Annotated in this window: 12 protein-coding genes; 3 read left to right on the top strand and 9 right to left on the bottom strand. The window is 70.9% G+C overall.

Annotated features, from left to right (window positions below; translation table 11 throughout):
• Positions 1-136: 136 nt before the first annotated feature.
• Positions 137-1,681 carry a S10 family peptidase gene (locus RC1_RS11135; protein WP_012567494.1) on the top strand — a complete coding sequence of 515 codons (1,545 nt, stop codon included), beginning with the start codon at positions 137-139 and terminating at the stop codon, positions 1,679-1,681.
• Positions 1,682-1,761: 80 nt separating this feature from the next.
• Here the strand turns inward: RC1_RS11135 and RC1_RS11130 are convergent, their stop codons facing one another.
• From RC1_RS11130 to pheS, 7 genes are all read right to left on the bottom strand, one after another.
• Positions 1,762-2,448, bottom strand: coding sequence for a TerC family protein (locus RC1_RS11130; RefSeq protein WP_148213435.1), 687 nt, complete (start codon positions 2,446-2,448; stop codon positions 1,762-1,764).
• A gap of 89 nt (positions 2,449-2,537) precedes the next feature.
• Positions 2,538-3,725: an acyltransferase family protein gene (locus RC1_RS20140; RefSeq protein ID WP_184446168.1), complete on the bottom strand. Its 1,188-nt coding sequence runs from the start codon at positions 3,723-3,725 to the stop codon at positions 2,538-2,540.
• A 94-nt stretch (positions 3,726-3,819) separates the two neighbouring features.
• Positions 3,820-5,505 carry a methyl-accepting chemotaxis protein gene (locus RC1_RS11120; protein WP_012567491.1) on the bottom strand — a complete coding sequence of 562 codons (1,686 nt, stop codon included), beginning with the start codon at positions 5,503-5,505 and terminating at the stop codon, positions 3,820-3,822.
• A gap of 207 nt (positions 5,506-5,712) precedes the next feature.
• Complete coding sequence (pheT, locus tag RC1_RS11115; RefSeq protein ID WP_012567490.1) at positions 5,713-8,133, bottom strand: phenylalanine--tRNA ligase subunit beta; 2,421 nt, start codon at positions 8,131-8,133, stop codon at positions 5,713-5,715.
• Between the two features lie 54 nt (positions 8,134-8,187).
• On the bottom strand, positions 8,188-8,538 hold the full coding sequence (locus tag RC1_RS11110) for a type II toxin-antitoxin system PemK/MazF family toxin (protein WP_012567489.1): 351 nt from the start codon (positions 8,536-8,538) through the stop codon (positions 8,188-8,190).
• Complete coding sequence (locus RC1_RS11105) at positions 8,535-8,783, bottom strand: regulator of G-protein signaling domain-containing protein (protein WP_012567488.1); 249 nt, start codon at positions 8,781-8,783, stop codon at positions 8,535-8,537. Before RC1_RS11105 ends, RC1_RS11110 begins: the two co-directional genes overlap by 4 nt.
• 87 nt (positions 8,784-8,870) lie before the next feature.
• Entirely contained in the window at positions 8,871-9,947 is a 1,077-nt protein-coding gene (gene pheS, locus RC1_RS11100) for a phenylalanine--tRNA ligase subunit alpha (RefSeq protein WP_012567487.1), read from the bottom strand.
• Positions 9,948-10,084: 137 nt separating this feature from the next.
• Between pheS and RC1_RS20135 the strand changes: the two genes are divergently transcribed.
• Positions 10,085-10,633 carry a Uma2 family endonuclease gene (locus RC1_RS20135; RefSeq protein WP_012567486.1) on the top strand — a complete coding sequence of 183 codons (549 nt, stop codon included), beginning with the start codon at positions 10,085-10,087 and terminating at the stop codon, positions 10,631-10,633.
• Positions 10,634-10,752: 119 nt separating this feature from the next.
• Here the strand turns inward: RC1_RS20135 and rplT are convergent, their stop codons facing one another.
• Complete coding sequence (gene rplT / locus RC1_RS11090; protein WP_012567485.1) at positions 10,753-11,112, bottom strand: 50S ribosomal protein L20; 360 nt, start codon at positions 11,110-11,112, stop codon at positions 10,753-10,755.
• Between the two features lie 13 nt (positions 11,113-11,125).
• Complete coding sequence (gene rpmI, locus RC1_RS11085) at positions 11,126-11,326, bottom strand: 50S ribosomal protein L35 (protein WP_012567484.1); 201 nt, start codon at positions 11,324-11,326, stop codon at positions 11,126-11,128.
• 332 nt (positions 11,327-11,658) lie between these two features.
• On the opposite strand from rpmI, the gene RC1_RS11080 reads away from it, so the two are divergent.
• Positions 11,659-13,281 carry a M28 family metallopeptidase gene (locus tag RC1_RS11080; protein WP_012567482.1) on the top strand — a complete coding sequence of 541 codons (1,623 nt, stop codon included), beginning with the start codon at positions 11,659-11,661 and terminating at the stop codon, positions 13,279-13,281.
• The last annotated feature ends 19 nt before the right edge of the window (positions 13,282-13,300 follow it).

Raw genomic sequence — 13,300 nt, 5'->3', positions numbered from 1 at the left:
GCGGTCCCACCGGGGCCGCCCTCTGCTTTTCGGCCCCCCGCCGGCGCAGACAGCCCCGTCCGGTGGGGGTAAGGTCGGTTCCGACCCCGCAACGGGGCGGACCCGGCAGCGGGACAGAACAGGGAAAGGACAGGGCATGCGGCGGCTGGCGTTGGCGATGGTGCTGGCAGGGGGAATGGTGGCGGTGATGGCGACGGCGGCTCCCGCCGCGCTGGCCCAGGAGACGCCGCCGGGCGGCACGCCCGCGGCGGCGGAGAAGCCGGTGCCCCCGCCCAAGGTCTTCACCGCCCGGCTGCAGGGCCGCTTCGGCGGGCAGGGTGTCCCCTATACCGTCACCGCCGGGGAGACGATCCTCAACGACGACGCGGGCGAGCCGGTCGCCGCGATCTGGTCCACCGCCTATGTCCGCGACGGGGTGGACTCGGCGAAACGGCCCGTCACCTTCGTCTTCAACGGGGGGCCGGGCTCCGCCTCCATCTGGCTGCACATGGGGCTGCTGGGACCCAAGCGGGTCGCCGTCCCGTCGAATGCCGACGCCGACGACGGCGCCGCCCCCTTCGCCCTGGTGGACAACCCCCAGGCGCCGCTGGACCTGACCGATCTGGTCTTCATCGACCCGGTCGGCACCGGCTACAGCCGGGTTGTCGGCAAGGGGCAGACCAGGGACTTCTGGGGTCTGAACCAGGACCGCGACAGCATCGTCCGCTTCATGCGCCAGTGGGTCACGGCGAACCGCCGCTGGAACGCGCCCAAGTTCATCGTGGGCGAGAGTTTCGGCACCACCCGTGCCGCCGCCGTGGCCGACGCCCTGAACGAGGGCGGCCAGAACATGGCGCTGAACGGGCTGGTGCTGGTCAGCCAGGCGCTGGACTATGCCGGCTCCACCAGCACGCCGGACAACATCACCAGCTTCGTCACCTATCTGCCGTCCATGGCCGCCGCCGCCCGCTATCACGGCAAGGCGGGGCAGGGGACGGACCTGAAGACCTGGGTGGCCCAGGCGCGGGCCTTCGCCGTGGACCGCTATCTGCCGGCCCTGTTCAAGGGTAACCGCCTGCCCGCCGCCGAGCGCGAGGCGGTGGCGGCGGAGCTGGCCCGCTTCACCGGCCTGTCGAAGGAGTACGTGCTGCGCTCCGACCTGCGGGTGATGGTGCCGCGCTTCCGCAAGGAGCTGCTGCGCGACAAGGGTCTCGCCCTCGGCCAGTTCGACGGCCGCTACACGCTGGCCGAACCCGATCCCGTGGCCGACCGGCCGGTGCTGGGCGACGCCGCCTCGGAGGCGACGGAGAGCGCCTACACGGCCGCGCTGAACAGCTATCTCGGCGAGGTCCTGAAGGTGGAGATGGACCGCCCCTACCTGACCGGCAGCGATGCGGTCTCGCAGGGCTGGAACTGGCGCACCGCGCCGGAGGGGGAGGGCTGGGAGCCGTCCTACGTCAACACCGCCCGCGCCCTGTCCGACGCGCTGCGCCGCAACGGCCGGCTGCGGGTGCTGGTGGCGAACGGCTACTACGATCTGGTGACGCCGTTCTTCGACGCCGAATACACCTTCGGCCGGCATGACATCCTGGCCGACCGGGTGGAGATGGCCTACTTCGAGGCCGGGCACATGATGTACCTGCACGAACCCGACCTGGACGCGCTTCTGGCCGCCATCCGGGCCTTCCTCGTGAAGGGCTGAGCCCCGGAACCGGGAGACGGGCCGGACCCGTCTCCCGTCGCGTCGCCAGAGAGGCGCCCCCTGGGATCAGGGAAGCGTCCTCAGGGGGCCGGCTGGGCCACGCCCTCCACCCCGGGGTGGGTCATGCCCACGGCGTCCAGCACCTCGAAGCTGCCGAGCCAGATCATGGACACCGCCACGTAGAGGATCACGGCCAGGCCGATATAGGCGATCCAGTGATGGCGCTCCAGCAGGCGGGCGATCAGGGTCGCCGCCACGCCCATCAGCACCACCGACATGGCCAGCCCGACCACCAGCACCCATTCATGGTCGTGCGCCGCACCGGCCACCGCCAGCACGTTGTCCAGCGACATGGAGACGTCGGCCAGGACGATCTGCCGGATGGCGACGCCGCGGGACTTGGTGGCGTGCTCGGGCAGCGCCTCCGCCAGGGGGGTGCTCGTGCTCTCGTCCTCCGCCTCGGCCACGACGGCCGCCCCGGTCCGCTCCTCCCGCTGGCTGACGATCTCGCGCCACAGCTTCCAGCAGACCCAGAGCAGCAGGATGCCGCCCGCGAGCGTCAGCCCGATGATGGCCAGCAGATGGGTGGTCAGCAGCGCGAACAGGATGCGCAGCACCGCCGCCGCGGCGATGCCCCAGAAGATGACGGTGCGCCGTTCCGACTTGGCGACGCCCGCGGCCGCCATGCCGACGACGATGGCATTGTCGCCGGCCAGCACGATGTCGATGAACAGGACCTGCGCGAGGGCAGTCAATTCCGCAAACATGAAGAAGACGTCCGGGCTGACGAAGGGGCCTTCTCTTACCATGCCGGGTCAGGCCCCGCGACAGTGCAGCGGCCCGCTTCCGGCGCGGCTCAGCTTCCCACAAGAAGCCGGCTGTGCCGTCCCGCCACCAGCCGGACCGCCCGGGCGATCAGGATGCTGACGGCCGTGACCAGGAAGAGGAAGGCCAGGAAGCCCGGCACGCTGCCGGGGATCACGATGCCGTTCCAGAGCACCAGCCGGTCGGCCGTCAATGTCAGGTAGCCGTGGATGAAGAACACGGCGAAGCTGTTGACCGCCAGGGCGTCGAACCAGTGATGCGGCACCCGGCTGCCGTAGCGGCGGAAGCCGACGATCAGCACTGCCATCAGCAGCAGCTTCTGGAAATAGGTCCATTCCACCGCCAGACTGTCCGGCCCCAGGAACTCCTTCACATAGACGAGGCCGGTGTTCTCCACGAACCCGACATGCGCCGCCACCAGGGCAAGCCACAGGGCAGACAGCCACACCAGCCGCGGTGCCAGCATCTCCTGGATCGGATCGCGGAAGCGGCTGAATGCCATGCCCGCCATGTAGGCCGGCAGCAGGTGCAGGGCGGCGTGCAGCGGCTGCATGTTGAATTCCGGCCGGTGGACGAAGCTGCCGGCCAGCAGCAGCAGGGGCAGCAGCCCGTAGAGCGCCGGCCGCCGGTCGATCCAGAGCAGCGCCGGGGCGGCCAGATAGAACAGTGCGATCACCGGAATGAACCAGAGCGGCCCGAGATGCGCTCCGGTGCCCAGGAACCAGAGCACCTGGAGCACCGGGTTCCAGTCGTAGATCCCGTCCGGCAGCCCGTTGATGCCGCTCCGGGTCCCGATCCGGAAGGCGAGCGCGGGCAGCGAGACCACCAGATAGGGCAGGATCACGTAGCGCAGCTTGGCGCCCAGATAGCGGCGGACGCTGAAGCGGTCCGACAGGTGCTGGAACAGGAAGCCGGAGATGAAGACGAACATCACCGTTCCGTTCGTCGTCACCACGTCCAGGATACGGAAACTCCACGGCGCCCCGCTCCAGTCGAACACGGCGAAGCAGTGGCTGGCGACGATGAACAGGATGGCGATGCCGCGCAGCGTGTGGATATAGGGCAGGAAGGACGGCCCCCGGGCCGGGGCTCCGGCACCGGACGCGACGGCGGGACCAGGGCGCGCGGGCCGGGCCGCGGCAGGCGCGGGGCGGGGGCCGGCGGCCTGGGGGGCGGCCTGGGGGGCGGCCTGGGCAGGGGCCGCCGCTGTCTCGGACATCCACATGCCGGGAACAACACGGGACGGGCGGGGTCGGTGCCCCCACCCGTCGCGCCACCCCCTCCGGCGTATCCTCCGCCCGCGCTGCCCCGGTTCAGCCGACCCGTACCCGGGAGGCGAAGCCGGACACGTCGCGGCGCAGCCGGTCGGCGTCGGCCACCAGCGTCTGCGCGGCCCCCAGCACGTCGCCGGCCAGGGTGCCGGTGCGGGCCGCGGCGCGGGTGACGTCGCCGATGGTGCTGCTGACGTCGCTGGTGCCGGCGGCGGCCTGGGCGACGCTGCTGGCGATCTCCTGCGTTGCCGCCCCCTGCTGTTCGACGGCGGAGGCGATGGTGGTGACGATCTCGCTGATCCGGCCGATGGTGCCGCCGACACCGCGGATGGCGTCCGCGGCGCTGCCGGCGGCGGCCTGCATGTCGGCGATCTGGCTGCCGATCTCCTCCGTCGCCTTGGCCGTCTGGGTGGCGAGATTCTTCACCTCCCCGGCGACGACGGCGAAGCCCTTGCCCGCCTCCCCGGCACGGGCGGCCTCGATCGTCGCGTTCAGCGCCAGCAGGTTGGTCTGGCTGGCGATGTCGTTGATCAGCTTCACCACCTCCCCGATCCGGCGGGAGGCGTCCACCAGCCCGGCGACGGTGGCGTTGGAGCGTTCGGCCTCCGACACGGCCGAATCCGCGATGGCGGCGCTCTCCGCCACGCGGCGGGCGATCTCCCGGATCGAGCTGGACAGTTCCTCCGCGGCGGCGGCCACGGTGTTGACGTTGCCGGCCGCCTGCTCGGCGGCGCCCGCGACGGCCGCGGTCTGGTCGTTGGTCTCCGCCGCCACGGCGGACAGCCCCTCCGCCGTCTCGCGCAGGTGCCGGGCGGACCCGGCGATGCCCTCCACCACCGCCTGCATGGCGCTCTCGAACTCGTCGGCCAGCCGGCCGCGGGCGGTGCGCTTCTCGGCCTCCGTCCGGGCCTCCAGCGCGGTCTGTTCCTCGCGCAGGCGGGCCGCGTCCAGCATGGACTGCTGGAACACCCGCACGGCCTTGGCGGTGGCGCCGATCTCGTCGCGGCGGTCGTCGCCTTCGACCCGCACGGACAGGTCGCCGCCGGCCAGCCGGGTCATGATGGCGACGATCCGCTGCAACGGGCGGGAGACGTTCGCCACCGCCATCCAGACGGCCAGCGCCATGAACAGGACGGTGCCGGCCAGCCCGACCGCCAGGGTCACCCAGAGCGCCCGGTCGTAGCGCCGGGCCGCCATGGCCGTTCCCGCCTCCAGCCGCGCGTCCAGCTCCCTGGTGACGCCCTCCAGCCGGTCCAGCCCGTCGGTCAGGCGCGGATCGACGAAGTCCACCAACAGGCGCCCGGCCTCCTCGACCTTGCCGGTCAGGGCCGTCTGCCGCGCCTTCTCGATGGTCTCCTCCATGGCCACGAAGTCGCGGTCCACCAGGGCCAGGTCGTTGGCGAAATCCGGCGCCAGCGTGGTGGCCTGGGCCAGCAGTCCGCTCAGGGTGGCGGCCTTCAGATCCAGCTCGTCCTTCAGCCCCTCCAGGATGAAGCTGTCCGACTCCGCCACCAGGGTGAAGGAGACCCGGCCGATCTGCTCGGCCATCTGGTTGGCGCGCAGGATCGTCTGGATCGCCGCCGCCTCGCGGTCCACCAATTCCTGGTACTCGGTGCCCACGGTCCGCATCTGCGCCAGGGCGTAGGCCGAGACGGCAAGGGTGAGCAACCCCATCAGCACCAGGGGAACGAGCAGCTTCTGGACGGTAGGCAGATCGCGGAACCGCATGGCGTTCATCCATTCCCTGTCTGATGGTCGGTCCGATCCGGGTTTCCCCGGACGGACCTCTTGTCCATCAAGTATTTCGAATAGATGAATCGCCTCAAGCCGACGGGCCGGTTACCACCGCCGGGCGGACAGCGCAGAGGGGGTAGCCCGCGCCCCGACGGCGACCGCCGGACGCGGGCTCCCCTGGACCGGAGGCCGTTGCGGGCCTCAGCCCCTCAGGGCGGCCCCGGTCGCCTTGGTCACGGCGGCGACGACCTTGCCCGCCACCGCCTCGATCTCCGCGTCGGTCAGGGTCTTCTCCACCGGCTGGAGCGTGACCGACAGGGCGACGGACTTGCGGCCGGGCTCCACGCCCTGGCCCTGGTAGACGTCGAACACCTGCACCCGCGTGATCAGTGCCTTGTCCGCGCCCTTGGCGGCGCGCACCAGCCGGTCCGCCTCCACCGCCTGATCGACGACGAAGGCGAAGTCGCGCTCCAGCGGCTGGAAGGGCGGCAGCTCCAGCAGCGGCTTCGCCGTGCCGGGCTTCTTCTTGGGCTGGGGCACGGCCTCCAGGAACACCTCGAAGCCGACCACCGGGCCCGTCACCTCCATCGCCTCCAGCACGGCGGGATGGATCTCGCCGAAGCGGGCCAGCACCGCGGCCCCCAGGCGCAGGCAGCCCGACCGGCCGGGGTGGTACCAGTCCGGCGCGTCCCGCGTGACCTGGAGGTTGGCGACCGGCGCCCCCGCCGCCTCCAGCGCCGCCAGCGCGTCGGCCTTGGCGTCGAAGGCGTCCACCGGGCGCTCGCCCTTGGCCCAGTTGCGCGGCACCGCGGCCCCGGCGCGCACGCCGGCGGCCACCAGATCCTGCCCCTTCTCGCTGCCGTCGCGGAAGGCGGCACCCAGCTCGAACAGGCCGACGTCGGGGAAACCCTTGGCGGCGTTGCGGCCGGCCGCCTGCAACAGCCCGATCAGGGCCGAGGGCCGCATCACGGCGAGGTCGGCGCTGATCGGGTTCAGCAGCTTCAGGCCGTCCGGCACCTGCCCGAACAGGCCGGCATGGGCGGGGGAGACGAAGCTCCAGGTCACCGCCTCCAGCAGGCCGCGCCCGGCCAGCGCCCGGCGGGCATTGGCGGTGCGGCGCTGGCCGGCGGCGAGCGCCGGCTTCGGCGTGCCCGCCTCGCGCGGCAGGGGCGTCGCCGGGATGTGCTCGAAGCCGTGGACGCGCAGCACCTCCTCCACCAGATCGGCCTCGCCATGGACATCCAGGCGCCAGGACGGCGGCTGGCAGACCAGCCGGCCGGCGGGGCCGAAATCCTTCTCGCGGGTGACCTGGAAGCCCAGCGCCTCCAGGATGCGGACCTGCTCCTCCTCCGGCACGTCCACGCCGCCCAGATGGCCCACGCGCGACGGGCGGAGCGTCAGGGTGCGGCGCCAGTCCGGCTCGGCGCCGGCCAGGAAGGTCTCGCCCGGCTCGCCGCCGCACAGTTCCAGGATCATGGCCGTGGCCTGCTCCACCGCCGGCAGCACCGAGGCCGGGTCCACGCCGCGCTCGAAGCGGTAGCGGGCGTCGCTGTCGATGCCCAGGCGGCGGCCGGCCTCGGCCACCAGGGTCGGCTCGAACAGGGCGACCTCCAGCAGCACGTCGGTCGTCGCCTCGGTGACGCCCGTCGTCTCGCCGCCCATGACGCCGGCGAGCGAGACCAGGGCGCCGTCGCCCTGGAGCCCGTCGTCATAGATGCCGATCAGCCCGGCGGGCGTGACGTACTCCTTGCCGTTCAGGGCCAGGAAGCGGTCGCCCTCCGCCGTCGGGCGCACCACCAGCCCGCCCGACAGCTTCGCGGCGTCGAAGACGTGCAGCGGGCGCACCTGGTCCAGGGAGAAGAAGTTGGTGATGTCCACCAGGGCGGAGATCGGGCGCAGCCCCACGGCCAGCAGCCGGTCCTGCAACCAGCGCGGCGAGGGGCCGTTGCGGACGCCGCGGATCAGGCGCGCGGCGAACTGGCGGCAGCCCGGCGTCTCCAGCCGGACGGCGACGGGGGCGGGGAAGCGGCCCGGCACCGCGGCGGCGGCCAGCGGCTTCAGCCGACCCAGCCCGGCGGCGGCCAGATCGCGGGCGATGCCGCGGACCCCGGCGCAGTCCACCCGGTCCGGCGTCAGGGCGATCTCGATCACCGGATCGTTCAGCCCGCGCCAGTCGGCATAGCCCATGCCCACGGGCGCGTCCGCCGGCAGGTCGATGATGCCCTCATGCGCGTCGGACAGCAGCAGCTCGCGCTCGGAGCAGAGCATGCCCCGGCTCTCCACCCCGCGGATGGTGCCGACCTCCAGCGCCTTGCCGGTGACCGGGATCACCGTGCCGGGCAGGGCGAAGACGCTCTTCATCCCGGTGCGCGCGTTGGGCGCGCCGCAGACCACCTGGATCAGCGCGCCGGTGCCGGCATCCACCCGGCAGAGCTTCAGCTTGTCGGCGTCGGGATGCTTCTCCGCCGAGACGACATGCGCGATGCGGAAGGCCGCCAGCGCCCGGCCGGGGTCCTCCACCCCCTCCACCTCCAGGCCGAGGGCGGTGAGCTTCTCGAGGATGGTGTCCAAGGGCGCGTCCGTGTCCAGGTGCGCCTTCAGCCAGGAGAGGGTGAATTTCATCGGAAGGTGGTCCGTGTGATCTGGGTCGGTGAAGGGGGCCGGGGTGGCGGTCGGTCAGTCAAGACCGATCGCCAGGGCGATGCGATGGCGGATCTGCGAAAGCTGGGATGCGCTGACGTGGGAGCCGGTGACCGTGATGCGGTGCTTCGACGTGGTGGTGACATGGTGCGCCAGGGCGAAGCAGGGCTTGCTGCACCCGTTCTCCGCACTGGGCTGAATGTCCACACAGAGATCGGGGATGGCAAGCCCGGGATCGTCCGTCAGCGGTACCAGGATGACGTTCGGATAGGCGGGATCGAACAGGTCGGCGTCCTCCACCACGATGGCGGGGCGGCGCCTGTTCGGTTCCTTCGGCAGGGCATCGCGCCAGTCCACCAGGACGATCTGTCCGGGCGACAGGGTCACGACCGGCGCTCCGGCGGAGTCGGGCTGGTCCAGTCGCGGACGAAGTCCGCGGCGTCGTCGGAGCGGGCGATGTGCTCGGCCACCGCCCGGCTCTGGGCGCGGATGCGCTCGCGCCGGACCCGCTTCGCCTCCGTCTCCGCCAGTTCGCGCAGATAGGTGGAGAGGCCGACGCCGCGGTCCCGCGCCGCATCCTCCAGGATGGCCTGGACCGCGTCGTCCAGGCGGACGGATACCGGATGGGCCATCGCAGCCTCCCGACCGCTTCGCTTGCCGACCGTGCCGGACCAGGGTAGTCCGCGGGCGCACTACGTTCAAGTAGCGCGCCCGCGGCCTCAGCGCGTCAGGCCCTGGGCCAGGTTGGGCATGTCCAGCGGCACGAAGCCGTAGTGCTTCAGCCAGCGCAGGTCGGCCTCGAAGAAGGTGCGCAGGTCGGGGATGCCGTATTTCAGCATGGCGATGCGCTCGATCCCCATGCCGAAGGCGAAGCCCTGCCAGCGCGCCGGGTCCAGGCCGCAGTTCTCCAGCACCTTCGGGTGGACCATGCCGGAGCCCATGATCTCCAGCCAGTCGCCGTGGTTGCCGATCTTCAGCTCCCCGCCCTTGCGCGAGCAGCCGATGTCCACCTCGGCGCTCGGCTCCGTGAAGGGGAAGAAGCTGGGGCGGAAACGCACCGGCAGATCGTCCACCTGGAAGAAGGCGCGGGCGAACTCCAGGATGCAGCCCTTGAGGTGGCCCATGTTGATGTCCTCCCCGATCACCAGCGCCTCCACCTGATGGAACATCGGGGTGTGGGTCTGGTCGTAGTCGGAGCGGTAGGTGCGGCCCGGCGCGATGATGCGGATCGGCGGCTTCTCCTGGAGCATGGTGCGGATCTGCACCGGGCTCGTGTGGGTGCGCAGCACCCGCGCCGCGCCGTCGCCGGCCGGCGGCAGGTAGAAGGTGTCGTGCATCTGCCGGGCGGGATGCTCCGGCGGGATGTTCAGGGCCGTGAAGTTGTGGAAATCACTCTCGATGTCCGGGCCTTCCGCCACCGTGAATCCCATCGAGGCGAAGATGGCGATGATCTCGTCGATGGTCTGGCTGATCGGGTGGATGCGGCCCTCGGCCTCCGGCCGGACGGGCAGGGTGACATCGATCCGCTCCGCCTCCAGCCGCTGCGCCAGCGCCTCTTTCTTCAGCACGGTGCGGCGGGCCTCGATCGCCTCGGCCACCCGGTCCTTCAGCGCGTTGAGCTGCTGGCCGCGCTCCTTGCGCTCCTCCGGGGTGAGGCTGCGCATGTCGCCCATCATGGCGGTGATGCGGCCCTTCTTGCCCAGCGCCGCCACCCGCGCCTCTTCCAGGGCGGGCAGGTCGGGGGCCGCCTCCACGGCGGCGAGCAGGTCGGCGGTGAGTTCGGCGAGGGCGGTCATGGTCGGCGTCTTGTCGGTTGAGCGCGTTGACAGGCGTGTTTAGCGCATGCGGGCGGCCGGAGGCCAGCCCGTCCCTTGCAACCCAGGACGCCACGCCGCATCCTTGCCCGGCAGGAACAGGGAGCGGGGAGGGACCGATGCCGGGACACGCCGCCGACCGGGGCCTTACGCTGACGGAGTTCCTCGCCCACGAGGGCGAGCCCGACCTGCGCTACGAACTGGTCGGCGGCAAGCTCCGGGCCATGGCGCCGCCTTCGGGCGAGCATGGCCGCATCATGCTCCGCCTCGGCCGCCGCCTGCTGGAGCGGCTGCCGCCGCCCTGCCAGCCGACCGGACAGGCCGGCATCCTGCTGCCCGGACGGGACGACACCTTCTACGAGGCGGACATCGCCGTCTCCTGCGCGCCGCAGCCCGCGGGATCGCCCTGGGTGGTGGACCCGGTGCTGGTGGTGGAGATTCTCTCCCCCTCGACCAAGGCGCATGACCGCGGACAGAAGGTGCCGGACTACATGACGATCCCCGGCCTGCGCGAAATCCTGCTGATCGACGCCGAGCGCCGTCATGTCCAGCTTGTCTCCCGCGTGCCGGAGGGCTGGCTGACCCGCGATGTCATCGGTGACGGGCAGGTGCCGCTCGCCACGGTCCCCGGCGGGATCACCCTGGATGAGATCTACGGGCCGGCGTGATCTACGGGCCGGCGCGAGGAAGCGCCCCGCCATCATCGCAGCGGGCACGGCAGCGGAGGCAAACGAAAAGGGCGCGCCCCGCAGGACGCGCCCTTCCCGATTCACTCAGACCGTGCCGATCAGGCGGCCAGGGCCTTCTGGGCCTGCTCGACCAGGGCCTTGAAGCTCTCCGGCTCGCGCGCGGCGATGTCGGAGAGGACCTTGCGGTCCACCTCGATGCCGGCCCGCTTCAGGCCATGCATGAACTTGCTGTAGGTCAGGCCGTGCAGGCGCGCACCGGCGTTGATGCGCTGGATCCAGAGACCGCGGAAGTCGCGCTTCCTGTTGCGGCGGTCGCGGTAGGCGTACCGCAACGCCTTCTCGACCCGCTCCAGCGCGATCCGGTAGCACTTCGAGCTGCGGCCCCGGTAGCCCTTGGCGAGCTTCAGGACCTTCTTGTGACGGGCGTGAGTGGTCACGCCCCGCTTGACGCGAGCCATTTATCGACCCTCCTCACTTAACCCGCAGGAAATTCTCGGCGATCTTCTCGCCATCGGCCTTGAACATCACGAAGGTGCCGCGGGCGTTCCGCTTCATCTTCTGGGGCCGCTTGCTCATGCCGTGGCGCTTGCCGGCGGCCTGCGCCTTGACGAGACCCGAGGCGGTGAACTTGAACCGCTTCTTCGAGCCCGAATGGTTCTTCAGCTTGGGCATTTCATGTCCTTCTACTGAAACGGGGCGGTTGGGCATGCCCCGGGCGTTTCGCCCGGCCTCGCCGCCCGAATGAAGCGCGCCTTATACGGTCTGGCGCGGCGGAAGGCAAGCCAGGACATGCGCATGCCCGCCGGCCTGCCCCCGCGCCGCTGCCCCGTTGCCGCGGACACCTGCCGGTCCGTTCGTCGCAGCGGCGATGGCTCCACCGGGGTGACGAAGCCGGCCGCGGGGCCTATGCTGTTTTCGCACCGCATATGACGGTGTGGAGAAGGTTCCGGAATGGACCCAAGACAAACAAGGACGGAATGATGCGTCTGACGAGAGTGAGAGGCTTGCTTCTGGGAACCGCGCTCACGCTGGTTCCGGCGGGCTGGGCGCTGGCCCAGCATGCGGCCATTACCGCCGAGGACCTGACGGAGCATGTGAAGGTTCTGTCGGCCGATGCGTTCGAGGGGCGCAAGCCCGGAACCGCGGGCGAGCAGAAGACCCTGGACTACATCACCGCGCAGTTCCGCGCCCTGGGGCTGGAGCCGGCGGTCGGCGACAGCTACCTGCAACGGGTGCCGATGGTGGAGTTTGCCGGCGTCAGCCGGTCGCCGCTGACGGTGAAGGGACCGGATGGCGCGAAGAGCTACGATTTCGTCACCCGGATGGTCACCGTCAGCCGCCGGCCGGAGCCGGAGCAGGCGCTGACCGACAGCGAGGTGGTCTTCGTCGGCTATGGCATCGTCGCGCCGGAATATGGCTGGAACGACTATGCCGGTCTGGACGTGCGCGGCAAGACGGTGGTCGTGCTGGTCAACGATCCCGGCTTCGCCACGCAGGACCCGGCGCTGTTCAACGGCAACGCCATGACCTGGTACGGCCGCTGGCCGTACAAGTACGAGGAGGCCGAGCGCCAGGGCGCGGCGGGCGTGCTGATCGTGCATGAGACGAAGGCCGCGGGCTATCCCTGGACGGTCGTCGTCAATTCCTGGAGCGTGCCGAAGCTGGACCTGGTGCCGCCCGACGGCGGCAAGTCGCGCCCGGTGATCCAGGGCTGGGTGCAGCAGGACGTGGCGCGGGAGATGTTCTCGCTCGCCGGGCAGGATTTCGACGCCCTGGCGAAATCCGCGGCGCAGCGCGGTTTCAAGCCGGTGCCGCTCAAGCTCACCGCCTCGGCCGCGGTCACCAACAAGGTGCGCACCTTCGACAGCTACAACGTCGTCGCCAAGCTGACCGGCAGCAAGCGGCCCGACGAGGTGGTGCTGGTCGGCGGCCACTGGGACCATCTGGGCCGCGGCCCGGCGATGGACGGGGACGACATCTACAACGGCGCCATGGACAACGCCTCCGGCATCGCCGGCCTGATCGAGATGGCCGAAGCCTATGTCAAGGGCAAGCGGCCGGAGCGGACCATCGCCTTCATCGCCTACACGGCGGAGGAGCAGGGGCTGCTGGGCTCCGAATACTATGCCATGAACCCCGTCTTCCCGCCGTCGCGCACCGTGGCCGGGTTCAATCTGGACGGGCTGAACCCGTTCGGTCCGATGCGCGACGTGGTCGTGACCGGCGCCGGCAAGTCGGAGCTGGAGGATCTGCTGGCCCGCTGGGCCGCGGACAACGGCAAGGTCGTGAAGCCGGAACCCTTCCCCGAGCGGGGCGGCTACTACCGCTCCGACCACTTCCCGCTGGCCAAGATCGGCATTCCGACCCTGTCGGCCGGGGCTGGCATGGACAGCGTGGCGCACGGCGAGGCGTGGGGCCGGGCCCAGGCCGAGGAGTTCACCCGCCTGCGCTACCACACCCCGAAAGACGAATGGTCGCCTGACATGGACCTGACCGGCGCGGTGGACGACGTGCGGATGGTCTACGACATGAGCCGCAGTCTGACCGACGGGACCGGCTGGCCGGCCTGGTACAAGGGCGCGGAGTTCCGTGCCATCCGCGAGACGTCCCTGAAGGAAGGGCGCTGATCCGGTATCCCGGATGAGC

The organism is Rhodospirillum centenum SW (genome assembly GCF_000016185.1).
Taxonomy (GTDB): domain Bacteria; phylum Pseudomonadota; class Alphaproteobacteria; order Azospirillales; family Azospirillaceae; genus Rhodocista; species Rhodocista centena.
Note: the sequence above shows the minus strand (reverse complement) of the source record. Positions and strands in the feature narration are given on the sequence as shown.

Coding starts and splice junctions, on each gene's coding strand:
- RC1_RS11135 (WP_012567494.1), top strand. CDS start 137: ATGCGGCGGCTGGCGTTGGCGATGGTGCTGGCAGGGGGAATGGTGGCG.
- RC1_RS11120 (WP_012567491.1), bottom strand. CDS start 5,505: ATGCGGTTCCGCGATCTGCCTACCGTCCAGAAGCTGCTCGTTCCCCTG.
- RC1_RS11105 (WP_012567488.1), bottom strand. CDS start 8,783: ATGGCCCATCCGGTATCCGTCCGCCTGGACGACGCGGTCCAGGCCATC.
- pheT (WP_012567490.1), bottom strand. CDS start 8,133: ATGAAATTCACCCTCTCCTGGCTGAAGGCGCACCTGGACACGGACGCG.
- RC1_RS11130 (WP_148213435.1), bottom strand. CDS start 2,448: ATGTTTGCGGAATTGACTGCCCTCGCGCAGGTCCTGTTCATCGACATC.
- rpmI (WP_012567484.1), bottom strand. CDS start 11,326: ATGCCCAAGCTGAAGAACCATTCGGGCTCGAAGAAGCGGTTCAAGTTC.
- RC1_RS20135 (WP_012567486.1), top strand. CDS start 10,085: ATGCCGGGACACGCCGCCGACCGGGGCCTTACGCTGACGGAGTTCCTC.
- pheS (WP_012567487.1), bottom strand. CDS start 9,947: ATGACCGCCCTCGCCGAACTCACCGCCGACCTGCTCGCCGCCGTGGAG.
- RC1_RS20140 (WP_184446168.1), bottom strand. CDS start 3,725: ATGTCCGAGACAGCGGCGGCCCCTGCCCAGGCCGCCCCCCAGGCCGCC.
- rplT (WP_012567485.1), bottom strand. CDS start 11,112: ATGGCTCGCGTCAAGCGGGGCGTGACCACTCACGCCCGTCACAAGAAG.